This is a genomic window from Solidesulfovibrio carbinolicus (genome assembly GCF_004135975.1).
Taxonomy (GTDB): Bacteria; Desulfobacterota; Desulfovibrionia; order Desulfovibrionales; family Desulfovibrionaceae; genus Solidesulfovibrio; species Solidesulfovibrio carbinolicus.
This window is the reverse complement of record NZ_CP026538.1, coordinates 568,654-595,164: the sequence shown is the minus strand read 5'-3', so window position 1 is coordinate 595,164 and position 26,511 is coordinate 568,654. Positions and strand designations below refer to the sequence as shown.

22 protein-coding genes are annotated in these 26,511 nt (G+C 66.8%); 15 read left to right on the top strand and 7 right to left on the bottom strand.

Features of this window, described 5'->3' with window-relative positions:
• Positions 1-23 precede the first annotated feature (23 nt).
• The 6 genes from C3Y92_RS02630 (at position 24) to C3Y92_RS02605 (ending at position 6,921) form a co-directional block, all read left to right on the top strand.
• Positions 24-1,427 carry a hypothetical protein gene (locus C3Y92_RS02630; protein ID WP_235669586.1) on the top strand — a complete coding sequence of 468 codons (1,404 nt, stop codon included), beginning with the start codon at positions 24-26 and terminating at the stop codon, positions 1,425-1,427.
• A gap of 66 nt (positions 1,428-1,493) precedes the next feature.
• A complete protein-coding gene (locus C3Y92_RS02625) occupies positions 1,494-2,249 on the top strand; it encodes a hypothetical protein (RefSeq protein WP_015862642.1) in 756 nt (251 codons plus the stop codon).
• 28 nt (positions 2,250-2,277) lie between these two features.
• Positions 2,278-2,919 carry a tetratricopeptide repeat protein gene (locus C3Y92_RS02620; protein WP_015862643.1) on the top strand — a complete coding sequence of 214 codons (642 nt, stop codon included), beginning with the start codon at positions 2,278-2,280 and terminating at the stop codon, positions 2,917-2,919.
• Positions 2,920-3,011: 92 nt separating this feature from the next.
• Positions 3,012-3,575: a hypothetical protein gene (locus C3Y92_RS02615; RefSeq protein WP_129349228.1), complete on the top strand. Its 564-nt coding sequence runs from the start codon at positions 3,012-3,014 to the stop codon at positions 3,573-3,575.
• A 190-nt stretch (positions 3,576-3,765) separates the two neighbouring features.
• Positions 3,766-4,593 (top strand): hypothetical protein, encoded by an 828-nt coding sequence (locus C3Y92_RS02610; RefSeq protein ID WP_129349226.1) that lies wholly within the window; start codon positions 3,766-3,768, stop codon positions 4,591-4,593.
• A 9-nt stretch (positions 4,594-4,602) separates the two neighbouring features.
• Positions 4,603-6,921, top strand: coding sequence for a CHASE2 domain-containing protein (locus C3Y92_RS02605; protein ID WP_129349224.1), 2,319 nt, complete (start codon positions 4,603-4,605; stop codon positions 6,919-6,921).
• A gap of 83 nt (positions 6,922-7,004) precedes the next feature.
• Here the strand turns inward: C3Y92_RS02605 and C3Y92_RS02600 are convergent, their stop codons facing one another.
• The gene (locus C3Y92_RS02600; RefSeq protein WP_235669686.1) at positions 7,005-9,041 is read right to left on the bottom strand and encodes a methyl-accepting chemotaxis protein; all 2,037 of its coding nucleotides are present in this window, start codon (positions 9,039-9,041) and stop codon (positions 7,005-7,007) included.
• Positions 9,042-9,380: 339 nt separating this feature from the next.
• On the opposite strand from C3Y92_RS02600, the gene C3Y92_RS02595 reads away from it, so the two are divergent.
• A complete protein-coding gene (locus C3Y92_RS02595; protein ID WP_129349220.1) occupies positions 9,381-10,685 on the top strand; it encodes an MFS transporter in 1,305 nt (434 codons plus the stop codon).
• Positions 10,686-10,853: 168 nt separating this feature from the next.
• Positions 10,854-11,474 carry a hypothetical protein gene (locus C3Y92_RS02590; protein WP_129349218.1) on the top strand — a complete coding sequence of 207 codons (621 nt, stop codon included), beginning with the start codon at positions 10,854-10,856 and terminating at the stop codon, positions 11,472-11,474.
• Between the two features lie 66 nt (positions 11,475-11,540).
• Here C3Y92_RS02590 and C3Y92_RS02585 read toward each other — a convergent pair whose 3' ends face one another.
• Positions 11,541-11,972 carry a phage regulatory CII family protein gene (locus C3Y92_RS02585; RefSeq protein ID WP_129349216.1) on the bottom strand — a complete coding sequence of 144 codons (432 nt, stop codon included), beginning with the start codon at positions 11,970-11,972 and terminating at the stop codon, positions 11,541-11,543.
• Positions 11,973-12,266: 294 nt separating this feature from the next.
• On the opposite strand from C3Y92_RS02585, the gene treS reads away from it, so the two are divergent.
• The 4 genes from treS (at position 12,267) to C3Y92_RS02565 (ending at position 19,556) form a co-directional block, all read left to right on the top strand.
• Positions 12,267-15,470, top strand: coding sequence for a maltose alpha-D-glucosyltransferase (gene treS, locus C3Y92_RS02580; RefSeq protein ID WP_129349214.1), 3,204 nt, complete (start codon positions 12,267-12,269; stop codon positions 15,468-15,470).
• Positions 15,467-16,303: a trehalose-phosphatase gene (gene otsB / locus C3Y92_RS02575; RefSeq protein ID WP_129349212.1), complete on the top strand. Its 837-nt coding sequence runs from the start codon at positions 15,467-15,469 to the stop codon at positions 16,301-16,303. Before treS ends, otsB begins: the two co-directional genes overlap by 4 nt.
• Complete coding sequence (locus tag C3Y92_RS02570) at positions 16,293-17,822, top strand: alpha,alpha-trehalose-phosphate synthase (UDP-forming) (RefSeq protein WP_129349210.1); 1,530 nt, start codon at positions 16,293-16,295, stop codon at positions 17,820-17,822. The genes otsB and C3Y92_RS02570 overlap by 11 nt, the downstream gene beginning before the upstream one ends.
• Before the next feature lie 156 nt (positions 17,823-17,978).
• Entirely contained in the window at positions 17,979-19,556 is a 1,578-nt protein-coding gene (locus C3Y92_RS02565) for a cation:proton antiporter family protein (protein WP_129349208.1), read from the top strand.
• Positions 19,557-19,716: 160 nt separating this feature from the next.
• Here the strand turns inward: C3Y92_RS02565 and C3Y92_RS02560 are convergent, their stop codons facing one another.
• From C3Y92_RS02560 to C3Y92_RS21345, 5 genes are all read right to left on the bottom strand, one after another.
• Positions 19,717-21,420: a potassium channel family protein gene (locus tag C3Y92_RS02560; RefSeq protein ID WP_129349206.1), complete on the bottom strand. Its 1,704-nt coding sequence runs from the start codon at positions 21,418-21,420 to the stop codon at positions 19,717-19,719.
• 217 nt (positions 21,421-21,637) lie between these two features.
• On the bottom strand, positions 21,638-22,123 hold the full coding sequence (locus C3Y92_RS02555; protein WP_129349204.1) for a DUF3124 domain-containing protein: 486 nt from the start codon (positions 22,121-22,123) through the stop codon (positions 21,638-21,640).
• 27 nt (positions 22,124-22,150) lie between these two features.
• Positions 22,151-23,110 (bottom strand): YcjF family protein, encoded by a 960-nt coding sequence (locus C3Y92_RS02550; RefSeq protein ID WP_129349202.1) that lies wholly within the window; start codon positions 23,108-23,110, stop codon positions 22,151-22,153.
• Positions 23,111-23,197: 87 nt separating this feature from the next.
• A complete protein-coding gene (locus C3Y92_RS02545) occupies positions 23,198-23,452 on the bottom strand; it encodes a hypothetical protein (protein ID WP_129349200.1) in 255 nt (84 codons plus the stop codon).
• A 449-nt stretch (positions 23,453-23,901) separates the two neighbouring features.
• A complete protein-coding gene (locus tag C3Y92_RS21345) occupies positions 23,902-24,492 on the bottom strand; it encodes a hypothetical protein (RefSeq protein ID WP_235669585.1) in 591 nt (196 codons plus the stop codon).
• A 225-nt stretch (positions 24,493-24,717) separates the two neighbouring features.
• Here C3Y92_RS21345 and C3Y92_RS02535 point away from each other — a divergent pair, with 225 nt between their 5' ends.
• From C3Y92_RS02535 to C3Y92_RS02525, 3 genes are all read left to right on the top strand, one after another.
• Entirely contained in the window at positions 24,718-25,842 is a 1,125-nt protein-coding gene (locus C3Y92_RS02535; protein WP_235669584.1) for a tyrosine-type recombinase/integrase, read from the top strand.
• A gap of 63 nt (positions 25,843-25,905) precedes the next feature.
• Positions 25,906-26,106, top strand: a complete 201-nt coding sequence (locus tag C3Y92_RS02530) for a hypothetical protein (protein ID WP_129349196.1) — start codon at positions 25,906-25,908, stop codon at positions 26,104-26,106.
• 5 nt (positions 26,107-26,111) lie between these two features.
• On the top strand, positions 26,112-26,366 hold the full coding sequence (locus tag C3Y92_RS02525) for a type II toxin-antitoxin system RelE family toxin (RefSeq protein WP_129349194.1): 255 nt from the start codon (positions 26,112-26,114) through the stop codon (positions 26,364-26,366).
• The last annotated feature ends 145 nt before the right edge of the window (positions 26,367-26,511 follow it).

Genomic DNA, 26,511 nt, shown 5'->3' with positions numbered 1-26,511 from the left:
AACCCCAACCCACGGGACGCCCCATGAAACGCTTTTCCCTCCTCGTGATCCTGGCCCTGGCCTTGTGCCTGGGCCTGGCCCTGCCGGCCGCCGCCAAAACCAAGGACGCGCCGGCCGCCCCCAAACCCGAGGCCCCGGGACCGGAAAAAACCATCATCGTCACGGCCGAGGGTCTGGCCGACCCGGCCGGCGAGGCCTATGCCCGGGACAAGGGCCTGCTCCTGGACGCCCTGCGGGCCGACGCCAAAAACCAGATCCTCGAAAAGGCCGTGGGGGCCTATGTCGAATCCTCCACCCTGGTCGAGAACTACGCCGTGATAAAAGACCGGATATTCTCCCGCTCCCAGGGCATCATCAAAAAGATCATCAAGGAATCCGACCCCTGGGTCGGCGAGGACGGGTTCGCCCATCTGCTCATGAAGGCCGAGGTCTATGTGGGCGGCGTGGAAGACGCGCTCAAGGAAATGAGCCGCGACGAGCGCATGGCGGCGCTGAAGGAACAGGGCAATCCGCGCATCTCGGCCACGGTTTTCGTGCGCGACGCCGCCCGAGGCCCGGACGTGGTGGCCGAGCGCTCGCCGGTGGCCGAAAACATCATCAAGGAACGCATCAAGAGCTTCGGCTACCGCATCTGGTCCGACGACGGCCGCCCGTCCGACGGCAAGGGGGCCAAGGCCGCCGATTTCGCCATCTCCGGCGAAGCCAAGTTCAAGACCGTCAGCGCCAAGCTGCCGGCCTCGGGGCTGACCGTCACCAAGTACGTGCTCACCTCGCTCACCATCAAGTGCGTGGACAACCACACCGGCGAGGAAATCTACTACAACAGCAAGGTGCCCCAGAAGCAGAGCTGGGCCGACGAGGATCAGGCTTTGGAAGAAGTCGGCCGCATCATCGGCGGCGAATTTTCCAAGGAGTTCTTCGCCGACCATTTGCAGGCCCCGGCCAAGACCTACCAGATCCAGATCGCCGGGCTGCCGAGCTATGACGCCGGCCAGCTGGTCAAAAAGGAATTTATCGGCCTGCGCCCGGTGCTCAACGTGGATTTCCGGGAATTCGACAAGTCGAGCACGTCGCTTTTCGAGGTGGAATTCGTCGGCACGCGCGGCAACTTCGGCGAGTTCCTGCAAAAGGCCATCCTGGCCCCGCTCAACCAGAAGATGGGCCAGGGGGCGTTTAGCCTGGAATCGGCCCACGGCGACGTGGTGAAGCTGGCCTTTGCCTCGCAGCTTACCGCCCCGGCCGTCATGGAGCGCCTGGGACAGGCCGTGCCGGCCTCCCTGGTCCAGGCTCCGCCCGAGCGGCTGCGCGAGCTGGTCAAGTCCGAGGAAACGGCCAAGAAGGTGGCCGAGGTGGTCCCCGACGCGTCCAAGATCCTCTCCGGCGACCAGGCCCCGGCCAAGCCGCTGGATGCGGTCAAAAATTTCTAACCGGTGCGCGCTGTTCCGGCAAACCGACTGGCGTCCCCAACCCCCAACCCCACACGGAGGAGCATCATGCGGTTTTCTGTTCTCGGCGTTTTGGCCCTTTTGGCGACGGTTGGCCTCACCGGCTGCGTCACCGGCGGCTCGGCCTCGAAACAGGCCAACGAGGCAGCCGACCAGGCCATGTACCAGCCCATCACCTACAGCGACAAACCCGGTCCCATGCTGGTGGTCATCCCCGGCGAGATCAAAAGCGCCAACGCCACCTACACCCAGAAAGTGACCAGCAACAACATCGCCGACTACGCCGAATTGGAGCTTGGCAAGGCCCATTACGTGGTGCTTGAGCGCTCCGACCTGGGCCCCATGCTCAAGGAAATCGAGGTCGCGGCCAACCTCGGCGACGCCACGCAACTGAAAAAATTCAAGAAAGGCAAGTTCAAGGCCACCAACTGGCTGGTGCGCTTCGACATCCTCAAGGCCGAACCCGTCTCGGAAGTGAAAAAGAGCTTCGACGGCCGCTGGATCGGGGCCATCGCCGGCTCGGCCATCGGCGGCGCGGGCGGTTATGCCGCCGACGCCACGGCCAGCTCCATCCACGCCAACGAAGCCGCCGCCGTGTGGATTGTCGGCCTGCGCTACAAGATCCTCGACGCCAACACCGGCGAGCAAAAGGCCACCGGCTACATCGAAGACAAAATGGAAATCAACTCCAAGGGCGGCGGGGCGCTTGGCGTGTCCCAGTCCGAAACCCGCGTCATGACCCTGGACACCATGTCCCAGCGCCTGGTCCAAAAGGCCGTGGCCGACATGGACAAGCTCAAGTAGCCAACGCCCGAACCCAAGGAGAGCCGTCATGGCCAAACATCTCATGACCGTCCTGGCCGCCGCCGTGCTGCTTATGGGCCTGGCCGCCTGCCAGCCCCAGCAGACCGTGGTGGTGGCCGCGCCCCAGGCTTCGGCCCAGGATTACTACGACGCCGGCGTGCGGGCCTTCACCATGGGCGACTACAACAACGCCGCCGCCCAGTTCGACGCCGCCGTGCGCATGGCCCCGGGCATGGCCGACGCCTACTGGTATCTTGGCCAGAGCTATGTCCGCCTGGGCCAGACCGGCCGGGCCGACGCCGCCTACCGGGCCGGGCTGGCCGTGGCCCCGGGCTATGCCCGCCTGCACGAAGGCCTGGGCATCCTGAGCTACGACACCGGCAATCAGCTGGTCGCCCGCCAGGAACTGGCCCAGGCCGCGGCCCTGGGCTCCACCAACCCCCAGGCCTACTTCTACCTCGGCAACCTGGCCCTGCTTGACGGCGACTGCCCGGCCGCCAAGGCCCATTACCAGCGCGCCCTGGCCCTGGACCCGAGCTACGCCCTGGCCCGCCAAGGGCTGGCCGACGCCCAGAGCCGCTGCCGGCCAAAGGCCGCGCCCGCGCCCAGGCCCAAGGTGGAAAAGAGCTTCACCGGCGGCGGCCGGGCCATTGACCCGTCCGACTTCTAACATCGCGCCTTCCCCAAAAGAACAACCCGTCGCGTCCGGCCCTGGGCCGGACGCGACGCCAACCAGCCTTCGCCAACGGCAAGGAGTGTCCCATGCCTTCGCGCTTTGGCCCGAGCCTCGCCGGCCTGCTCATGGCCGCCATGGCGATCCTGGCGGCCATGCCGGCCCAGGCCGGCAACGACGTCCTCATGGAAGCCTGGAAGGCCCGGCGGCAGGAACTTTCCCAAAAAATCGCCGATCATCTGGTCAGCCAGCAGCGCCTGCCCCAGAACGGGACCGTGCGCTACACCGCCCGGGTCAAACCCGATCCGGCCGCGCCCGGCGGACTGCTTCTGGCCGTGGACGAGGTCAACGTGGTTGCGGCCGGCCCGGCGGCCGGCAAGCGGCTGGAAGGCCCGGCCGCCAGCCAGGCCATGGACGCCGCCTTCGCCCCCCGCGACCCGGGCCTGTCGGTGCGGCTGCAAACCCTCGACGTGCCCATGGGCGCCACGGTCCAGGGCACGCTGACCGTCAAGGACGGCAAGCTCGTCCCCCCGGCCGAAGGCGGGCCGGCCGTTGACCCGGGCGCGGCCGCCAAGGCCGGACAACAGCCCGCCGCGCCCGCCGAGGAAGAACCATCGCTCATGGACAAAATCCTGAAGGCCCTGGGCTGGTGAGCCGGCGCGGCCGTCCGCCGCGCCCAACGACAAACAGGCATGTCTCTTGCTTTCGTACCGGCAAGGAGACGGTCCGGCCGGCGCAAGCGCCGCCAGCCGGCAACCCGCCGGGAGGCGCTCCCGCCGGGCCGGGCAAGGACGCCCGGTCCGGGAACGCCCCGGCCGTCCCGCACACGACAAGGAGTCCGCCATGCGAAAGACCCTCTTTTTCCTTCCCGTCCTTATCCTGCTCATGGCCGGCCTGGCCCTGGCCGCCGGCAACCGGCAGCTCATGTCCGAGAAAATGGCCACCCAGGACCTCAAGCGCAAACTCATGGAGTCGGTCATCGGCTTCAAGGTCAAAAGCGAAGGGAAATTCGGCCTCACCGAAGAACCCAGCCTGCGCGAGGACACCAAGGCCGCGGCCGTCATCAAGGGCATCATCGTGGACAAGATGATCTACGACAAGGAAAAGGACATCGCCTTGGCCTTTGGCCACATCGAGCTTGGGACCATCATCAACGTTCTTGGCGAACTGCACCGCTTTAAAAACGTGCGCGTGGAAAACTTCGGCTTCGGCACCACCTCCGAGGCGGCCCGGCCGGCGCTGATGGCCTTGCGCGCCGCCCAGATCAACGCCTACGACGAACTGGCCCAGGTCATGATCGGCGAAAAGATCTACAGCGCCAGCACCGCCGAAAACTTCGTGCTCACCAAGGACGTCAACCGCTCCAAGGTCTGCGCCGCCATCTTCGGGGCCTATATCCCCGACATCGATCTGCGCAGCCCCAACCGGGGCTGGGGCTGGGACGAAAGCGGCAACGCCTTCGTCAAGCTGGAGATCGACGCCAGAAAGGTCCACGACATCCTCGGCAACCTCCTCGTCTACAAGGGCCAGAACATCATCGAGGTCACCGGCCGGGGCTCGCCCGTGGACGATCTGGCCGACCCGCCCGCCGGCAGCATGATCCGCAACTCCGGCTCCAAGAGCAAGGCCATGTCCCTGGACGTGCCCCTGGGCCAGACCCCGGCCCAATAGGCCGAGCCCATGGCGAAACCACACGGCGGCATGGCCTTGGCATCCCTGGCCGCCAGACCCCTGGGCTTCGTTGCCGGGGTCTGGCGCGCCCTGGGTTCCCGGGCCGAGCTGCTCCTGGCCGGTCTGGCCGTGACCGCCGCCGTCATCGGCCTGTACCTGGCCCGGCCGGTCTGGCTGGAATTCCAGGACGGCAAGCTTTACGACGCCATGCTCACCCGGGAGCGGCCGACGGTGCGAAGCGGCGTGCCGGTGGTCGTGGACATCGACGAGGCGAGCCTGGCCGAGCACGGCCAATGGCCCTGGCCGCGCTACCGGGTGGCCTTGCTGCTGGGGCGGCTGCGCAACGCCGGCATCGCCGCCGTGGGCCTGGACATCGTCTTCGCCGAACCCGACCGGGCCAGCCCCAGCGCCGTCATCGGCCAGTTGCGCCGCGACCTGCGCCTGGACGCGGCCGTCACCGGCCTGCCCGACGCCCTCAGCGACTACGACCGGGTGCTGGCCGACATGCTGCGCTCGGGGCCGTTCGTCCTGGGCTACTACCAGGACTTCGGCCAGCCCGGGCATGCCGGCGGCCCGGCCGGCCAGGCCTCCGAAGGGGCCTGCCCCCTGCCGCCGGCCCGGCTGTCCATGGCCAAGACCCCGGACGCCATGCCGCTTGACGCCTGTCTGCCGGAATCGCGGCGCATGGTCTGTCCGCTGCCCGTGCTGGCCAAGGCCGCCCCGGCCGCCGGCTTCATCAACACCTTGCCCGACCGCGACAACATCGTGCGCCGCAGTCCCCTGGTGCTGGAGCACCTGGGCCGGCTGACACCGAGTCTGGCCCTGGCCACCGTCATGGAGGCCTACGGCATCAAAAACGCCGTGCTGCGGGTCACCTCGGGCGGCATCGAATCCCTGGCCCTGGGAAGCGACACCCTGGGCCGGCGGGTCATCCCCCTGGACGCCGGCGGCCGGGTGCTGGTTAATTACCGGGGGCCGGGCGGCACGTTTCCCCACGTCAGCGCCGCCGACGTTTTGGCCGGGCGCGTCGATCCCGGCGAGATCAAGGGCCGCATCGCCTTTGTCGGGGCCTCGGCCGCCGCCCTGCGCGATCTGCGGGCCACGCCCATGGACCGGGCCATGCCCGGGGTCGAGGTCCACGCCACCATCGCCGACATGATCGTTTCCGGCGACTTCCTGTCCCAGCCGGACTGGGCCGTGGCCGTGGAACTCTCCGCCACGGCGGTCATGGGGCTTTTATCGGCCGCCCTGTTGGCCTATGCCCCGGCCGCCACGCTTCTGATCCCCTTTGCCGCCCTGGGGGCCGGCGGCTGGTACGGCGCGGCGGAACTGCTTGGCCGCACCGGCCTGTACGTCTCGCCGCTGTTTCCCCTGCTGGTCCTGGTCCTCAATTTCACCCTGCTCACCTTTCTCAAGTTCTGGCGCGAGGAACGGCAGAAGCGTTTCCTACACGGGGCCTTTTCGCGCTACGTGGCCCCGGCCGTGGTGGCCCGCATCATGGCCCGGCCCAAGGACCTGCGCCTGACCGGCGAGGAACGCGACGTCACGGTGCTGTTCTCCGACGTGCGCGGCTTCACCTCCTTGTCCGAGCGCCTGACCCCGACCCAGGTTTCGGAACTGCTCAACCGCTATTTCACGCCGCTTACCCGCATCATCATGGAACGCCTGGGCACCATGGACAAGTTCATCGGCGATGCGCTCATGGCCTTTTGGAACGCACCCGTCGCCGTGCCCGACCACCCGGCCCAGGCCGTGGCCGCCGCCCTGGAGATGGGGCAACGCCTGGACGCCCTCAACGTCGCCTTTGCCCGCGACTACGGCCTCACCATCGCCGCCGGCGTGGGCCTGCACCGAGGAAAGGCCCGGGTCGGCAACTTCGGCTCCGAGGATCTTTTCGACTACACCGTCATCGGCGACGCCGTGAACCTGGCCTCGCGCCTGGAAGGGCTGACCAAATACTACGACGTGCGGGTGCTGGTTTCCGGGGAGATTCGCCAAGAAGCCCAGGACGCGCCGGGCCTGGCCGGGATCGCGGCCTTCGTGGCCGTGGACCGGGTGCGGGTCAAGGGCAGGGACGAGGCCGTGGACCTTTTTGCCGTCTTCTCCGCCGCCGAAGCCGACAGCCGCCGAGAGGAACTGGCCGCCTTCGGCGCGGCCCGGGACCTGTACGCCGCCGGCCGGTTCGCCGAGGCGGCCGAGGCCTTCACGGCCCTGGCCGGGCAGTACGCGTGGAAGGCGTTTGGCGTGTTTGCCGAACGCTGCGCCGCCCTGGCCGAGGACCCGCCGCCGGACGGCTGGGACGGCGTTTTTGCCCACACCTCGAAGTAAGTTTCGGGCAACAGGCCACGAAAACGCCCCCCGACGGCCAGTCGTCGGGGGGCGTTTATTTGCCGGGCAAGGTCCGGGGCGGTTTAGCGCGTCCGCCCCGGAAGCGCCTTACGGCCCGACGCGCCGGACGGCAGGGCCTTGGCCGCGCCGCCCTGCATGTCGTCGATAAGGCCACGCAGCATCCTTGTCTGGTCGGCCAGCCCGGACAGTTCGCCGTCGGAGCGCTCCAGGGCCATGGCCGTCTCGCCGGCGATGCGGCTGATGTCCGCCACGCTGCGGTTGATTTCCTCGGCGGTGGCCGACTGCTGTTCGGCGGCCGTGGCGATGGAGCGGACCTGATCGGTGGTTTCGCCGACCAAGGCCACGATGGCGGCCAGAGCCTGGCCGGACTGGCCGGCCAGGGTCGTGGCTTCGTCAATACGCCGTCCGGCCTGCTCGACATTGTCCACGTTCTTGCGCGTGCCCTGCTGGATGCCGGCGATGGCTTCGCCCACTTCCTTGGTGGCGTGCATGGTCTTTTCGGCCAGCTTGCGGACCTCGTCGGCCACCACGGCGAAGCCGCGCCCGGCCTCGCCGGCCCGGGCCGCTTCAATGGCGGCGTTAAGCGCCAGCAGGTTTGTCTGGTCGGCGATGTCGGAGATGACGTCCAGCACCTGGCCGATGCCCTGGGCCTGCTGCCCCAGGCGGGTCATGTCGTCCTTGAGTTCCAGGGCCTTGGCCTGGACTTCCTTGATCCCGCCAATGACCTGATCCACGATGCGCGAACCCTCGTCGGCCTTGCCCCGGGCGTTTTCGGCCGTGGTCGCGGCCTGGCCGGCGCTTCTGGCCACTTCGATGACCGTGGCGTTCATCTCCTCCATGGCCGTGGCCGTCTCGCCTACCCGGGCCGACTGTTCCTGGGAGCCCTGGCTCGACTGGGCGATCTGCCCGGACACGGCTTCGGCGGCGGCGGTGATGGCCGCAACGATGTCTTCGAGCTGGGCGGCGGCCTGGAGCATGCCTTCTTCCCGGGCGGCTTCGGCGGCTTGTCTGGCCTTGTCGGCCTCGGCCGTGGCCTCCCGGGCCTTGTCCGAGGCGGCCACGGCCTGCCGCCCCTGGTCCTCGGCCTCGCCGATCTTGATCTTCAGCGTGGCCACCATGCGGCTCATGGCTCGTTGCAGTCCGCCGATCTCGTCGGTCCGGTCGGTATCCAGCCGGGTGTCCAGATCGCCGTCGGCAATGCGGCCGGCCGCGCCGACAAGCGCCCCCAGGGGCTTAAGCACGGTGAGTGAGAGAATAATCCCCAAACCGGCCAGGATCAGCACGGCCTGGCCGGCGGAAAGGCCCAGGATGAGCAGGCCCAGCTCACGGGCGCCGCCAAAGGCCACGGCCTTGTTGATGGTCATGCCCACAACCCAGCCAGTGGCGAGGCTTTTCTCGAAAAGCACCAGCTTGTCCACGCCAAGGGAAACCGTGTCCAGCAGGCCCTTTTGCATGGAGGCCATGCGCGACCCATAATCCGCTTCCGTAAACACGTTGTATTTGCCGACGAGCTTGGCCTCGGGATGGGCGAGGACCAGGCCGTCCGGGGCCAGGATGAAGCCATAGCTGGCCGGCGTGTCCAGGGGCTTGAGAAACTGCTCGGTAAAACGCCCGATCCTCACGCCCGAGGAGATCACCCCCACGACGCGGCCGCCTTGGCGCACCGGCGAGGAAATGACGAAGACCGCTTCGCCCGAGTCCTTGCTGAAAAGCGGCTTGGAAAGGAAGACTTGGCCGGCCATGGCCTTTTGAAAATACTCCCGGCCGGACAAATCCGCCCCGGCCAGATTCTTATTGGTGGTGAGGACGACGATCCCCTTTTCATTCAACAACAAGATGCTGTCAAAAGCCGGATGGCGCGAAGCAGCGTCCGCCAACAGATCAAACGCTTCTTGCGTCGCAGTCTTCGGAGCGTCTGCCTCGAGCGCAGTCAAGGCCAATTTTGTTTTTGAAAGTGTAATAATTTCATTTTTTGCGCCATCTACCCACAGATCAACAGCCGAAGACAGGCCATTGACCGTCACTTGTGCTTTTTCCAACGCAATAGTTGTCAAGGAATCCGTACTTCGCTGATAGGTTATCCATGTCGTGACGGACATCCCCAGCAGGATCAACAAAAACGCGGGAAGTATGAACTTGAATTTCAGACTCATAGCACACCTTTTGTCTGGAATTTTATCGACGTCCCACGGACGTGCCAGGCCGGCGATTGACCTGATAATAAGCAGCGAAACAAATTATTACAAGACGCAAAAACCCAAGCACAAATCGTTTAGGACCACACCGCAGGCCAGCACTTTTCCCGCTGCCTGTCCAGCCCGTTTGTGCCGGCCCGTCGGGTTCGGTTGACCAGACCGCCGGGACGGGACAAGGTGCCGCCAAAACGGCCGGGCTGTTTGCCTGGCCGCCGTTTCGCATCCCCCGCCAAGGAGGCCGCCATGTCCGACCCCCTGCTCACCGTCGCCGTGGCCAAGGCCCGCTGGCGGTTGTTGCCCTTTCTGGGGCTGCTCTACGTGGTCTCCTACCTCGACCGCATCAACGTGAGCTTCGCCGCCCTGACCATGAACGCCGACCTCGGCCTGTCCCAGGCCGCCTACGGCCTTGGGGCCGGCATCTTCTTCGTGGGCTACGTGCTGTTCGAAGTGCCCAGCAACCTCATCCTGGCCCGAATCGGGGCGCGGGTCTGGCTGGCCCGCATCATGGTGAGCTGGGGCCTGGCCACCGTGGCCCTGGCCGCCGCCTCCGGCCCGACGAGCTTTATTGTCCTGCGCTTTGTCCTGGGCGTGGCCGAGGCCGGGTTTTTCCCGGGCATCATCTATTATCTGACGGGCTGGTTCCCCCTGACCCACCGGGCCAGGGCCGTGGCCCTGTTCATGACCGCCACCCCCCTGGCCGGGCTGATCGGCAGCCCGCTTTCCGGCTGGATCATGAGCCTGCATCAAACCTACGGCCTGGCCGGCTGGCAATGGCTGTTCCTGCTGGAGGGCCTGCCGGCCGTGGTCCTTGGCGTGGTCCTCTACCGCCGGCTGCCCGAGACGCCGGGGCAAGCCGCCTGGCTGCGGCCCGAGGAAGCGGCCGCCCTGACGGCGGCCATCGAGGCCGAACGCCGGGAGATCGCCGCCCTGCATCCCGCCCGCCTGCGACAAGGACTGTTGAGCCGCCCGGTGTGGCTGGCCGGGTTCGTCTATTTCTGCGTGGTGGTGGCCATGTACGGCCTGGTCATGTGGCTACCCCAGATCCTGGCCGAGGCGTTGCCGGACGGGCCGGACCGGACCATGCACGTCAGCCTGCTCGTCATGGTGGCCTACGCCTTCGCCATGGTCGGCATGACGGCCATCGGGGCCAGCTCGGACCGGCTGGGCGAACGGCGCTGGCATGTGCTGGGATCGCTGGGGCTGTGTCTTGGCGGCATGGCCGTCATGGCCTGGGCCGAAGGGCTGGCCGGCTCCCTGGCCGGGGCGTCGTTGGCGGCCATGGGCATTTGGGGGGCGCTGGCCCCGTTTTGGGGCCTGACCACGGCCTTCCTCACCGGCCAGGCCGCCGCCGCCGGCATCGCGGTCATCAATTCCCTGGGCAATGTCGGCGGCTTTGCCGGGCCGTCCGTCATGGGCTTCGTCAAGGCCCGCACCGGGGGCTTTGGCGAGGCCTTCGTCTGCATCGCCGGGCTGATGCTCCTGGCCGCCGTCGCCACCTGGTTCCTGGGCCGCCCGAGGCGGACTGGCAATGGGCCACCGAGCACGTGACGCAGGGAGTCGAATTGCGCCATCCGCCGCAAGATAAAGGGTCCAAGAACCGACGGCGCGCCAATCGGACTGCGGCACGGCTTTGGCGCAGCGAATAATATGGCGAACCGTCTTGCGCTGGTCGCCTGGGTAACGATACGGTGGCCCACGACACGGCAAGGAGGGGATATGCGCGGTTGGATCGTCCTGATGGTTCTGGCGATGTGCATTCTGGCGGGGTCCGAAGCCTTGGCCGGCAAGGCCGACGGATTTTCGGGAACGGCGTTCGGCACGCCTTTGACGTCGCTTCCGGCGTTCATGATTCTCAAATCCGACGGCGACGCGACCTATGCCGTCAATCTTCAGGAAGGCTACCGCATCGGCGGCAAGTCGCCGGTGGTCGTTTACGGTTTCGCCGGCGGCCGGCTGTTCGCCGCTTACGTGCGCCTGGACGGCCTGACCAGCCGCGACGCCATGGCCAAGGAGCTTTCGGCCCGCCACGGCAAGCCCTCCGTCTCCACCGAGGGCGGCGTGGAAACCCTGCGCTGGCGCGCCGGCAAGACCAAGATCAAGCTCAAGTCCAATCCGGCGGCCGGCTCGCTCAAGCTCGGCTATTATTCCACCGAGCAGGCCGGCCCGGCGGCCCGGCTCCTGGAAGCCGACAGCCTGGACATCGACGCCCTGGCCCGGCTCTACGACAAGGACAAGATGACCAAGGCCGTCTCCGTGCCGGGCAGGCCCGCGCCCAAGGGCTATTCGCCCTACGACGACGGCGTGTCCCAGTCGCCCGGCCGCGCGCCCGGGCAGTAGGAGCTTCCCGACGCGCGATGACAAAGCCCTCGGTCCGACGGCCGGGGGCTTTGTCGTGGCTCCGCCCTAGCTCTCCTCGCCCGTCTTCTTGCGGCGGTAAGCCAAAAAATCCTCCTGCACCTGGCCGATGACCCGTTCGCGCAGCTCGGCCACCCGCTCCAGGGGCTCCTCGTCCCGGATGGCCCGGTGGTAGCGGGTCATGGCGTCGTAGGAATCAAGCAGCTCCTCATGCAGCGTGGCCCTCCCCGGGGCGGCGTTTTCCAGGGCCGCCACCCGGCAACCCATGCGCGCGGCCAGATAGCGCAGGGGCAGCACCGAATCGCAGGCCTGCATGAGCGGCAATAGCTGCTCCACGCCGAATTTGGCCCCCTTGTCGTTGCCGCTGAGTTCCCGCATGAAGGTGGAATAAGGCTTGCCAAGCTCCCTGGCCAGGGCCTTGGCCGGCCTGTCCGACTCCCGCACCATCTGGGCGATGACCTCGGTGATGCCGTGAGGCATGAGATTTTTTCCTCCCCAATATCATGGCGGCCTCACGCGCGCCGTCTTATGGTCCAAGCTGCCATTCCCGGCGCGCCGATGTTTCAAGGCAGCCGCCTTGCCCGGACCTCCACTGTCGTCCAATTTCCGGCGAAGGACAACCTTCCGCCCCGGCGCGCCCGCCCCGGCCTGACCCGACACGGCCGGCCGGGGCGTTTCGCCAACCGCGCCCGCGCCTGCCCGGACAACCCGCCGCCAGCAAAGGACGGCCGACGACGGCGCAGCGGCAGGCGGCGCAGACCCGCAAGGAACCGCATGTGGTATAAGGAAACTCTTGTCTATGAACTGCACGTCCGCTCGTTCGCCGACGGCGACGGCGACGGCGTGGGCGATTTCGCCGGACTCATCGACCGCCTCGACTATCTGGAACGCCTGGGCGTGGGCGCGCTGTGGCTGCAGCCCTTTTACCCCTCGCCGCTGCGCGACGACGGCTACGACATCGCCGATTATTGCGGCATCAATCCGGCCTACGGCGACCTGCGCGACTTCCGGCGCTTCCTGCGCCAGGCCCACAAACGCGGCCTTCGTGTCATCACCGAACTGGTCCTCAACCACACCTCGGACCAGCACCCCTGGTTCCAGCGCGCCCGGCAAGCCAAGCCCGGCTCCCCGGCCCGGGACTTCTACGTCTGGAGCGACACGCCCGAGAAGTACCGCCAGGCCCGCATCATTTTCAAGGATTTCGAGAATGCCAACTGGGCCTTCGATCCCGTGGCCAAGGCCTACTACTGGCACCGCTTCTACGCCCACCAGCCAGACCTCAACTACGACAATCCGGCCGTGCGCCAGGCCATGCTCAAGGTGGTGGACTTTTGGCTCACCATGGGCGTGGACGGCCTGCGCCTGGACGCCGTGCCCTACCTCTTCGAGCGCCCCGGCACCAACTGCGAAAACCTCCCCGAAACCCACGCCTTTCTCAAGGAACTGCGCGCCCATGTGGACGAGCGCTTTCCCGGCCGGATGCTCCTGGCCGAGGCCAACCAGTGGCCCGAGGACGCCGTGGCCTATTTCGGCGACGGCGACGAATGCCACATGGCCTTCCATTTCCCGGTCATGCCGCGCATCTTCATGGCCCTGTGGTCCGAGGACCGCTATCCGGTCATCGACATCATGGAGCAGACCCCGGCCATCCCGGAAAACTGCCAGTGGGCGCTGTTTTTGCGCAACCACGACGAACTGACCCTGGAGATGGTCAGCGACGAGGAACGCGACGCCATGTACCGGGCCTATGCCCGCGACGCCCAGGCCCGCATCAATCTGGGCATCCGCCGCCGGCTGGCTCCGCTGATGCAAAACGACCGCCGCCGCATGGAGCTCATAAACATCCTGCTGCTGTCCTTTCCCGGCACGCCCATCCTCTACTACGGCGACGAGATCGGCATGGGCGACAACTACCACCTCGGCGACCGCAACGGCGTGCGCACGCCCATGCAGTGGAGTCCGGACCGCAACGCCGGCTTTTCCCGGGCCAATCCCCAGAGCCTGTTTCTGCCCGTGGTCAGCGACCCGGAATACCATTTCGAGCGGGTCAACGTGGAGACCCAGGAGCGCAACCCGTCCTCGTTTCTGTGGTGGACCCGGCGGCTTCTGGCCGCCTACAAGGCCGAGCCGGCCCTGGGCCGCGGCGATCTGCGCTTTGTGGCCGGCGAAAACACCAAGGTCCTGGCCCTGCTGCGCCGCCACGGCGAACACCGGCTGCTGGCCGTCATCAACCTCTCCCGCCAGGCCCAGGCCACCGAACTCGACCTGGCCGAACTGGCCGGGTTCACCCCGGTGGACGTCTTCGGCCAGACCCGCTTCCCCGTCATCGGCCGCGCGCCCTATGTCCTGACCATGGGCGGCCACGACTATTTCTGGTTCCGCCTGGAGCCCGAACCCGACGCCGACGCGGCCGCGCCCGCCGGCCCGGCCTGTCTGGGAGGCGAAGCGGCCCGGGAGATCCGCGACCAGGAAACCCTGTCCGTGCCCGGCGGGGACGTGTTGCCCCCGGCCCTGGCCGGCCTGACCGCCCGGCTGGTCGGCGCGGCCGTGGCCGAGGCCAGGGCCGTGGACGAACTGGTGCTGCACGCCCCGGGCCGGACCGTGAGCCTGCTTTTGGCCGAGGTCCGCCAGGGCCAGGCCGAGCCGGCCGCCGCCTTCCTCCTGGCCGCCAGGGCCATGGAGGCCGCCCCTTCGGCCGCCGAGGCCGGGGACGAGGCCGTGCTGGCCGAGCTGGAGTGCCCGGACGGACCGGCCCGGCTCCTGCGCGGCCTGTACGATCCGGCCTCGGTGGCCGCCCTGGCCGCCTTCATGGCCGCCGGCAAGGCCCGCCGGGGAATCGCCGGGAGTTTCGCCGGCCAGGGCCATGCCCCCAAGGCCCGGCGCGCTCCCATGGCCCAGGCCACCACCATCCGCCCCATCACCCGAAAGCCCCAGTCCATGACCTTTTCCCTGGACAACGCGGTCTTTCTCAAGGTGTTCCTGCGCCCCGAGGAAGGCGTCAACCCCGAGCTGGAACTGCCCCTGGCCCTGGCCCGGCAGGGCTTTGACGCCGCCCCGAGAATCCTGGCCTGCCTCACGCACCAGCGCCAGCGCGGCCAGCCCATGACCCTGGCCGTGGCCAGCGCCTACGCGGCCGGGGCCGTCACCGGCGAAGCCTTTGTCCAGGAAGCCCTGGAACGTTTTTGCGGCCAAGCCCTGGCCGCCGCCGCCCCGGCCCCGCCCCCGGCCCAGGCCATGGACGGCTATCCCCAGGAGTTCTTCCGCCAGGCCGGCGGGCTGGCCGCCCGGCTTCACCTGGCCCTGGCCCGGGTCCCGGGCCGGGACTTCGCCCCGGAACCCTTTACCCGGCTGTACCTGCGCTCCATCTATCAGGCCATGCGCAACCAGTTGCACCGGGCCAACCTGGCCGTGGAAACCGCACGGACCAAGGGCGGAGACAGCCCCCCGCGCCATCTGCCCAGACGCCTGCTGCTCGGCCGCCTGGCCGCCCTGCGAAGCCTTGCGCCGCAGGGCGCGCGCATCCGCATCCACGGCGACTTCCAGCTGGAAAACATCCTGCGGGCCGGTCAGGAGCTTGTGCTCACCGACTTTGACGGCGACGTGCGCCTGCCCCTGGGCGAGCGACGCATCAAGCGCTCGCCCCTACGCGACGTGGCCAGCCTGCTCCTGTCCGCCGCCGTGGCCGCCCGGCGTGTCCAGGCCCGCCACACCGCCGAAAATCCGAGCCAGGCCCGGCTGTTGGAAGCCTGGATCGAAGCCTGGCTGGCCGACGCCTGCCGGACCGTCCTGGCCGCCTATCTGGACGCCGCCAACGAGGCGCCCTTCCTGCCGGCCTCGGCCGAGGTCCGAACAACGCTCCTGGCAGCCTTCGTCATCGACCAGGGGCTTCGGACCATCCAGCGGGCCATGGAGTCCAGCCGGGCGGACGACGTGCCCCTGGTCCTGGCCGCCCTGGGCAGCCTGGGGGAACTGGCGTGAGGTCGGGCCGCAACCTGCCCGGCCTGGACGCCCTCCTGGCCGATCCGGCCCTGGCCGCCGTTCTCAGCGGCCGGCGTGACGGGCTGCTGCTGCTGGACTACGACGGCACGTTGGCCCCGTTCACGCCGCGCCGGGACGAAGCCCGGCCCTACCCGGGCGTGGTCGAGATCCTGGCCCGGCTGCCCGAGGCCGGCTCGGGCCGGTTCGCCGTCGTCACCGGACGGCCGGCCGCGACGGCGGCCGCCTTCCTGGCCCCGGCCCGGCCCTCGACAGTCTGGGGCTGCCACGGAGCCCAGCGGCTCGGGCCCGGCCAACCCGTCACCCAACCGGCCACAGCCCCGGCAACGCAGGCCGCCCTGGTCCGGGCCATGGCCCTGGCCCTGCCAGTGGCCGGCCGGGAGGCGCTGGAGTCCAAGCCCGCCGGCCTGGCCCTGCACTGGCGGGGCCTTCCCGCCGCCGCCCGCCAGGCCTTGGCAGAACGCATCGGCCCGGCCTGGGCCGAGCTGGCCCAAATAACGGGCCTGGCCCTGCACCCCTTCGACGGCGGCCTGGAGCTGCGCCTGCCGGGCTTTCACAAGGGCCTGGCCGTGGAGGCCCTGACCCGGGAAAATCCCCAAACGGTCCTGGTCTACGTCGGCGACGACCTCACCGACGAGGACGCTTTCCAGGCCCTTGGCCCAAACGATGCGGGCGTGCTGGCCGGCCGCCCCGACCGGCCAAGCGCCGCGCGCTACGCCCTCACCCCGCCCGAGGAACTGCTCCGGTTCCTTTCCGCCTGGGCCGACGCGGCCGCGAGCAGACAACCGCAACCCGGGAGATCCCATGCCCAATGACAAAAAACGCCGGTTCATCGTGCTGTCCAACCGTCTGCCCATCGCCGTCGGGCGCGGCCCGGACGGTGAACTCACGGCCAGCCAGGGCGCCGGCGGGCTGGTGACGGCCCTGGCCCCGGTCTTGGGCAACCGGGGCGGGGCCTGGATCGGCTGGCCGGGAACCAGCGAGAAGGGCGTGACCGCCCTGTGCCGAAACTTTTCCCGCCAGGCCGGCTATTTTCTGCGTCCGGTCTCCCTGACCGAGGCCGAGGTGGAAGGGTTTTACCGAGGCTTTTCCAATGAAATCCTCTGGCCGCTGTTCCACGAATTCCAGATGCCCTGCAACTTCCTGCCCGCCTACTGGGAAGCCTACCGCACGGCCAACGCCACCTTCGCCAAGGCGGCGGCGGCCGCCGCCACCGACGACGACCTGGTCTGGGTCCACGACTACCACCTCATGCTCGTGGCCCGCCTGCTCAAGGCCAAGGGCCGCTCCCCGCGCCTGGGCTTTTTCCTGCACATCCCCTTTCCGCCGGCCGACATCTTCCTCAAGATTCCCTGGCGGCGCGAGCTCGTCGACGCCCTGCTCGACTTCGACCTCATCGGCTTCCAGACCCTGCGCGACCGGCGCAACTTCTTCGACGTCGTCAAGCGCCTGCACCCAAGTGCGATGCGCAAGGGACGCGGAGAGATCGTCACCCTGACCCTGGCCGGCGAAACCACCCGGCTGGGCGTTTTCCCCATCAGCATCGACTTCGCCGCCTTTGCCGACCGAGCCCGCGACCCAGGCGTGCGGCAAACGGCCAAGGACATCCGCCAGGCCTTTGACAATCGCTTCCTGCTGTTTGGGGCCGATCGGCTCGACTACACCAAGGGCGTGCCCCAACGCCTGGACGCCTTGCAAACGGCGCTCACCAGCTACCCGGAACTGCGCGGCAAGGTCTGCCTGATCCAGGTGCTGGTCCCCAGCCGCGAGGAAGTGCCCCAGTACCGGGCCATGAAGGAGGACATCGAACGGATGGTGGGCGAGATCAACGGCCGCTGGTCCCGGCCGGGCTGGGCTCCGGTGCATTTCGTCTACCGCAACCTGCCCCACGACGAACTGATCGCCTATTACGCGGCCAGCGACATGGCCCTGGTCACGCCGCTTCGCGACGGCATGAACCTGGTGGCCAAGGAATACGCCGCCTGCAACGTGGCCGAGACCGGCATCCTGTGCCTGAGCGAATTCGCCGGCGCGGCCATGGAGCTGCACCGCCACGCGGTCATGGTCAATCCCTTCGACGTCGTGGGCGTGGCCGAGGCCATCCGCGACGGCGCGGCCATGGCCCCGGGCCAACGGCGACGGCGGATGCGGGCCATTCGGGCCATCATCCGCCGCCACGACATCTTCCAATGGGTGGACGCCTTTCTGGACGCGGCCTTTTCCACCCACTTGGGCGACTTTCCCCGCCAGAGCGCGGGGGCCTGGGCCGACCCCGAGGCCGACCCCGAGGCCGGCCAGGGACCGCCCTGGGACACGCCGGACCGCGTCGCCTGATCCCGAGGCCGACCAGGCCCTAGCGTCCCCGGGGCTTGATCTTTCCTTTCAAAAAAGAAAGAAAAGGCCTCTTTCGCTATGGCGCGCCTCACCGCCGGGGCCGGCCCGGCCCCGCCGCACGCGCCGCCGTAACCGCAACACACGGGGACGTCTCGGATGCTGGTCATTCTCGTAAGCTTCGCCTTTGCCTTCGGCATGGTCCTGTCCCGGGTCGGCCTGCCGCCCATGGTCGGGTTCCTGGCCGCCGGATTCGCCTACAACTTCCTGGGCCTGACCCGCCCGCCCGGACTCGATGTGGCCGCCGACCTCGGCATCACCTTGCTGCTTTTTTCCATCGGCCTCAAACTCGACGTCCGGGGACTGCTCAAGCCCATCATCTGGGCCAGCTCCACCGCCCAGATGCTCCTGTCCACGGGCTTCACCTTCGCCATGCTCCTGGCCGTCAAGCAGCTCGGCGTCAGCCCGCTTTTCGCCCTGGACTGGCCCATCCTGCTCATGCTCGGCTTTGCCCTGTCGTTTTCAAGCACCGTCTTCGCGGTCAAGGCCCTGGAAGAAAAAGGCGACATGTCGGCCTTCTACGGCGTGGTGACCATCGGCATCCTCATCATGCAGGACCTTTTTGCCGTGCTCTACCTGGCCATCTCGGAAGGCAAGATCCCGTCGGTCTGGGCCGTGGCCGTGCTGGCCCTGCCTTTTTTACGGCCGGCCTTTTTCTGGCTCATGGACAAGTCCGGCCGGGGCGAACTCTTCATCCTGTGCGGCCTGTTCTACGCCCTGGGCGTGGGCGCGGAAGGCTTCAACCTCGTCCACCTCAAACCCGACCTCGGCGCGCTGGTCATGGGCGTTTTGGTGGCCGGCCATCCCCGGGCCTCGGAACTGTCCAAGGCGCTGTTCGGCTTCAAGGAACTCATGCTGGTGGGCTTTTTCCTGTCCGTGGGCATGAAGGGCCTGCCAAACGGCGAAATGCTGGCCGCCGCCCTGTTCCTGTGCCTGCTGCTGCCCTTTAAGACCGGCATCTACCATCTGGTCGTCAGCCGCTTCGGCCTGCGGCCGCGCACCAGCCTGTTTACCGCCCTGACCCTGACCAACTATTCGGAATTCGGCCTCATCGTCGCGGCCATCGCCGCCCGCGGCGGCGCGCTGTCCCCGGACTGGCTCCTGGTCATCGCCATGGCCGTGAGCCTGAGCTTTCTTATCGGCGCGCCCCTTAGCGCCCGGTCCGAGGCCGTCTACCGGGCCATGGTCGGCTGGCTGCGCCGCTTCGAACCCCGAAAACCCCATCCCCACGAAGTCGCCATCGACCTCGGCGCCACCCGGGCCGTCATCCTCGGCATGGGCCGCATCGGCATGGGGGCCTACGACGAATTGCACAAAACCTACGGCGATTCGCTCCTGGGCGTGGAACACGTGCCGGCCCGGGCCGACCGCAACCGGGGACAAGGGCGCAACGTCATCGTGGGCGACGCCTGCGACACCGAATTCTGGCTCAAGCTGCGCAACGGCCACGCCTGCGAAATGGTCATCCTGGCCATGCCCAACCACCACGGCAACATGTTCGCCGCCCGCCAACTGCGAAACCTGGGCTTCACCGGCCACGTGGCCGCCGTGGCCCGCTACCCCGAGGAAGTCGAGGAACTGGCCTCCCTTGGGGTGTGCGCCGTATTTAACATGTACGAACGCGCCGGAGCCGGCCTGGCCCGCCACGCCATGGAAGCCTGCACCCTGCCGGGGTGAGGTGAGGTGAGATGAAAAGAGGGGAGGCCTCCGGCGGCTGGGGGCCTGAGGCCCCCAGACCCCCCAGTTGGGGAAAAGGGTAAAGGGGGGGGCGACGGGGATTGGCGTTTGGCCGGTCGGGAAGCTCGGAAGCGTGGGGGCGGAGGACGGGGAACGCCCGTCAGGAGACGGCGGGCCGGGACGGGAAACGCTCCAGGAAACGCTGTTCGGCGGCCGCGTTGCCAATGAGTACGAGCCGTGTCCCGGCCTGAAGCGGCCGGTCCGGGTCGGGATTGACCTCCAGCCCCTCCCCGGCGCTCACCGCCGCCACGTTGCAGCCGGTGAGCGACCGGATGCGGCTTTCGGCCAGGCTCTTGCCCACCAGCTCGGCCGGCACGGCCATGCGAAACATGTTGAGGCCCTCGTTTAACATGAGCACCTTGTCGGGATTGAGCAGATTGATCACCGTGTTGGCCACCAGCGACGCATAGGAAATGACCAGATCGGCCCCGGCCGCGTGGAGCACGCCGATGTTGCGGTCCAGGGTGGCCCGGCTGATGATCTGGATGTCCGGCCGCAGCTTGCGGCAGTAGATGGCCAGATAGATGTTCATGTCGTCGTTGTGGGTGGTGATGAAAACCGTCGGGGCCTGGCGGATGCCGGCCTTGACCAGCACGTCGAGGTCGGCGGCGTTGCCGGCCACCACCCGGTACGACTCCATGAGCTTGCCGGGATTTTTCTCCACGATGCGGTAATCGATCCCCCGGCGGCGCAACTGTCCGGCCGCCGCCCGGCCCACCCGGCCGCCGCCAAGGATCACCGCCGGCGCGTCGCTTGGCGGCGCTTCCCCGGCGAAATCCCGAAACGTCTCGATCTGCCCTTCGGTGCCGGCCAGCATCAACACGACGCCAGGCGGCAACGCCTGGTCCGGGTCCGGCAGCTCGAACCGGCCGCGCTCCCACACCCCGACCACGTTGACCCCGGCCACGGACCGCAGGGCGCACTCCCGAAGCGTGCGGCCCTCCAGGCGTGAGCCCATGACCGGCCACTCGGCCACTACGATCTCGCCTATGCGGCCGATGATCCCGGACTGCATGTCCCCGCCCCTGGCCCGCCGGGCCAGGGCCTCGCCCAGCAGATGGGTGAAATGAAACACCTGGGTGCTGCCGGCCAGCTTCAGGATGTCCAGGGACTCTTCCTGGTCGGCCTTGCTGACAATGGGCGTGGCCGGGCTGACCTCGCGCACGGTGAAGGCCACGTTGGCGTTACGCATGTCGTTGTCCAGGGCCACGACCATGGCCGCGCCGTCCACCCGCAGCCGGCGGTAGGTGTCCGCGTCGTCGTAGTCGCCCACGGCCACGGCGTAGCCCTGGTCATAGAGGTCGGTGGCCGCCTTGGAGTCCGAGCGCAAAAGCAGGCAGGCGTAGCCGTACTGGCGGGCTTTCTTGTTGAGATTAAGCGCCGCCGGGTCGTCGCCGACCACGATGACGTGGTCGCTCGTGCCCACCGGCAGCTCTCGCGGGGCCAGGGCCCGGGCCTGGGCCTCCAGCCAGGGAGCGTAGAAGAACTGGATGAAGGTGAACGGCAGCATGACCAGCAAAAAGATGATGCCGGTCAACAGCACGATGATGGAAAACAGTCGCCCCAGGTCGCTGGTGAAGGTGATGTCGCCAAAGCCCAGGGTCGACATGACGGTGAGCGTCCAATAAAAGCCCGTGACCCAGGAATATTCCTGGCCGTCGCGCTGCATGATCCAGTGGAACACCACGGAATACAGCACCACCATGGCCACGAGCGTCAGGACAAAATTGACCAGGAACCGCAGGTTGCGGCGCGAGGAGCTGTTTTGCAGCAGGTAGCCGACCTGGGCGGCGAGAAACTTCATGGGGCGTCCCCGCGTTGACGTTCCTGAAAGGACGCCTCCGGCGGCCAGGGCTTTGCCCTGGACCCACCCGGGGGATGATCCCCCCGGACCCCAACCATGGGAAAAGAGGGCACAGGGCCTGGGCCAATGTTATGGCCCATCATGACAGGCGGTGGCCCTTGACAAAAGCCGCCACTACCCCAGCGGCCAACGGGCTGCGCCTTTTGGGAAGACGCCACTAGCGCTCAATCTTGAGGGGAACGGCCTGGGAAGTGAAGGAAATGCCCTGCTGACCGCCGCTGCCGATCATGACCGCTTCCACGTGGGGCGCGGTCACGGGCGTGCGCGCGGTCCAGGAGACCAGGAACTTGGCCCCGGCCCCGCCGTGCTTCTCGGATTCGGCCACGGTCAGGCGCATGGAGCCGAAAGGCTCAATGGTTTTGGGGGCATCGATGTAGCGGTTGAGCAGAGTCCCGTCGGAATCGTAGAAATCCGCCGCCGTCAGGGTCATGGGCTCGGTGAGGCTGGTGTTGCGCACGCTCACCGTGATGGCCAGAAGAAACGGCCTGGCCCGGTCGCCGATGTAGATGTGGGAGTAGACGGGCAGGAAATAGGTGCCCCCGCGCAACAACTCCGAACCGGCCAGGGCTGGCCGGCAAAAAGCCGTCAGCACGGCGCAAAACGCCAGCGCCCGGAAAATGCTGTGCCACGACAAACGACCCATGATGCGCCCTCCCAGTTCCCGGCCGGCCTACTGTCCCCGCACCAGGGCGGCGATTTGATTGACGTCCACGGTCCGGGACTTCTCCCGGATGGCCTCGGCGTAGCTCGATTGCATGGTTTTGCCCTGCTCCAAAAGCGAGGCGAACATCTGGCGCAGCTGCTCCATGTCCATGGAGCGGCCGCCGGCATAGTACAGCTTGGCCGCCTGGCCCAGGGCGTAGGTGGTGGCAAAGGAAAAGGCCGCGCCCGTGGCCGCGCTGCCCACGCCGCCGAAGAAGTCGCCCCCCGCGACCTTAAACAGGCCGCCCAGAAGCTTTCGCCCGATCTGCTCCACGAACTGCCCGGTCAACCCCACGCCCAGGGCGGCCGCGAAATCCTTGATGTGGCCGCGATCCAGCTCGAAGCCATAGGTCTTGCCCACGGCGTAGACCATCTTGAGCTGCAGCGGCAGGATGGCCATGGAAGCCAGGGACTGGGGCAAAATCTCCAGCGCGCCGTTTAAGATGGCATAATTGAGGATGGTCTTGTCCAGGGCCTGGGCGTCCACGGCCGGGGCGTTGGCCGGGCCGGCCGGGGCTGCCGTGGCCGCCGGATCCGGTCCGGCTTCCAGGGGCGCGTCGGCCACTTCCGCCGCCGCGTGGGCAAACTCCCGGGACGCGGCGACGTCCAGGGCCAGGGCGGCCCGCAGGCGTTCCAGAAAATCCCCTTCGGCCGGGCTTTGCGCGCCGTCGGCGTCGCACACGCACACGGCCATTTCATAGGCCAACTGGCGGACCTGCGGGTCGGCCAGCGCCGAGGCCGCCGTCTCCAGGGAGGCGCGGCCGAGCAGCACGTCCTGATACAGCCCGGACAACTCCTGGGCGGCCTCGGCCGACAGACCTTCGGCGATGCTCCGGATCTGCTCACGCTCCGTGGCGTCGTTGCCGCCGTCGGCAAAGGCGGCCATCAGACAAAGCGTCAAAATCGCCCGTTGTTCCTGGCTGGTCATGGTCCGGCCTCCCGGATCTTCCTGCCCGAGGCTGCCATGGGCTGCCGCAGGCAGGCATTCCGTCTGGTTTGGGCGTCCCGCGGACGCCTATTTGAACTTGATGACCAGGCCGTCGGCCCCCAGGTCGAGGGAAACGCCCTTGGTGACGGTACGCAGCTTGATGACGACGCCATTGCCGTTTTGCAGCCAGTGCACGCCCTGGCCGAATTCCAGGTTCACCCGGCCCGACGGGGCCGGGGCGGCCTGTGCAGGCATTGAGGCCGAGAGGGCCATTTCCGGGACAGCCAACAGCAGACACAGACCCAGCAGGGCGGCGCGAAGCAGGGAAGGTTTCATACGCATCGGCAAAGCTCCCTTGCGGTCCGGCGTTGTCGCGAAGCTGCCAGGAAGGATACCCGAACCCGGAAACTTGGCAAGAGCCGTAGGCCGCACGGCGCAAGCCTCATGGGAGTCGCCGCCGTCCTCCGGCGACGGTGCAACGCGCTTCAGGACTGCCCGTTTGGACCGGCCGGCCGGCCAGGACGCCTGGCACGGCGCGCGCCCGAACGCCGTCAGGCGCGTGGGGCGATCACCGCGGCGGCGAACCTTGGTCCCGGCCCTTGGACTTTCCCCTGCCGAACCATCTGGCCAGGATATAGGAGCCGTAACCCGCGACTCCCGATGCGCCCATGGCCACTCAGGGACTGCAGCTGCCCGTCCCTACCCCGACCACGCCCAGGTAGACCAGGACCGCGCCGCCGACCAGCCAGGCAAAAACGGTGGTGAGAACTTTTTTCATACCGTGAAGTCCATCACTCCACTTCAAACCCTTCATCCGCGTCATCGTCCTTGGAAGCGGATTCCACATCCTCAAGAATGTCTTCTATCGCGGCGGCCGCCTCATCCAGCCGGGAGCCGAACTCGTCAAAATCGTCGCTGCCTTCGGTTTCCAGATCGTCATACACTTCGCGCAAGAAGTTCGCGGCCTTTTCCAGCTTCTTCAAATGGGCTTTTTTCATCGTAAAAGCTCCTGCGTTATTGTGAATTCCCGGGCCACTCCAGCGGTGGCGACAAGCTCTGGCGGCAGGGAGTTCACCCCTCGCCAACCGGCCACGCCAGCCTGCGGCAATCCCTGGGCTGCCACTCCTTAACACCATGAAATTGATGAAAATTATATCAAGCCGCTCCACAAGAACAGACTTTGTCGCCCTTGGCGTTATATCCTCAATAGCGCGTCCAGCAGGCTGAATCCACGGGAATTTTACACGGCCGCCGGTGGAATAGTGAACAATCCATCCTTTTGTGAGTCCACAACTAAAAAGGGTTATCCCGAAGGATAACCCTTGAATGAGCTTGGCGTCCCCAAGGGGATTTGAACCACTATTACCGGCGTGAAAGGCCATGAATATGCCTTCCTCTCAATTTCTTCCGATTTTTCCTACCTCATAAATATCCTGATATAGCTGGTTTTTCTTTCCCCTTGACTTCTCCCTATTCCCCTATAATTTTGCCTTGCATGTTGGGAATAGCGTTGGGAGCGATTTTTAGGGGGGAGGTTGCCGGCCATGCCAGCCAAGAAACGCTTCAAGACCGACTATCCGGGCGTCTACTTCATCGAAGGGCAAGCCGTGGCTTCGGGCAAGCCCGAACGCATTTTCTACGTCATGTATCGCCGCGACGGGCGTCTCATCGAGGAGAAGGTGGGCCGCCAGTTTCAGGACAACATGACCGCCGCCAAAGCTGCGCGGATCAGGGCGGAGCGCATCGAGGGCCGGTCCCCATCGAATAACGCCCGCCGTGAAGCTGAGGAAGCCGCCAAGCAAGCCGAGGCTGGCCGGTGGACCTTGGCGAAGCTGTGGGCCGAGTATTCTTCCCACAAAACGCCAGGGGCGGCGCTGACCACGGATCGGAGCCGATTCGAGAAATACCTTAAGCCCGCCTTCGGGGAGAAAGAGCCGGCCGAAGTCCTGACCTTGGACCTGGACCGCCTGCGCTCCCGCCTGCTCAAGCAAGGCAAGTCGCCGCAAACCGTCAAGCACGTCCTGGCTCTGTTCAAGCGACTGGTGCGCTTCGGCGTTAAAAAGGGCCTGTGCGACTCCCCGGCCCCGCGCCGGCAGACGATATCCATGCCCAGAGTCGACAACGAGACCACAGAAGACCTGGATGCTGACGAATTGGCCCGGCTGGTCCAGGCCATCAAAGACGAACCCAACATCCAGGCCGCAAACTTCATGCGGCTCGCCATGTTCACCGGCATGCGGCGCGGAGAGCTTTTCAAGCTCGAGTGGCGCGACATCGACTTCGAACGTGGCTTCATCCACATCCGCCACCCCAAGGGCGGCAAGAGCCAGAAAATCCCTCTCAACGATGCAGCTAGGGCCGTTCTTGCCTCCCATCCCCATGTGGCGGATTCGCCCTACGTATTTCCCGGCCAGGGCGGCAAGCAGCGTGTAACCATCCAGGTGGCATCCAACCGCATCAAAGCCCGCGCCGGGCTCCCTGCCGACTTCCGGCCCCTGCATGGTCTACGACACCTGTTCGCGTCGACCCTGGCCTCAAGCGGCGAGGTTGACATGCTGACGCTACAAAAGCTCCTGACCCACAAATCGCCCAACATGACGAAGCGGTATAGCCATCTGCGTGATGACGCCCTCAAACAGGCATCCGAGGTGGCCGGCAATCTTTTGGGGAACGTTGGCACGCCTGGGGACTCCACGGGGCGCAAGGTGGTTTCCCTGGGAAAAGAGCGGTGATAAACCGTGTCACGAGACCGCCCGCCGATCACCCGCGTGGTTGCAGGCAAGGAAGGTGAGTGCATGAGCATCCAATACCAGACAGACGAGCAGGGCAACCGTGTCGCCGTGGTCATCCCCTTGGCGGAATGGGAAGCCATTCAAGCTGAACTGCTCGGGGACGCGCAATTAACGTCCAAGGATAAAGCAGAGCGCCGCGAAGCCTACGATGCGCTTGCCCGGGGCGAGGCCTTGGACCTCGGCAAGGCCATGGCCGATTGGTAGCCGGCATGGGACGTGAGCTGGTCATCAGCAAGAAGGCCAACGCCTTCATCCTGTCTATGCCCGAGGCGCAAAGGAGGAAAATCAAGGAGGCCGTGTCCCGGCTTTTGGCCTCTGACTTCGATGGGCTAGACATCAAGCGGCTGCAACCGCATCCTCATGATTTTCGGCTTCGAGTAGGTGGGGTGCGCATTCTCTTCCCCTCAGAACCTGAGCGCCTTTTCATCTTCAAGGCTGGACTCCGGGGAGATGTTTACAAGTAGCACAGATCATCTTTTTTATCTATTGAGAACCATAGCGACAATCGGTTTGTGCATATAAAGTCAGCTACCCCCGGCAAAGCCGGGGGCATGCAAGGCAGTTAACCGCTCAAAGCGGTGAGAACTGGAGCCGCCTGAAGGCGGCAAC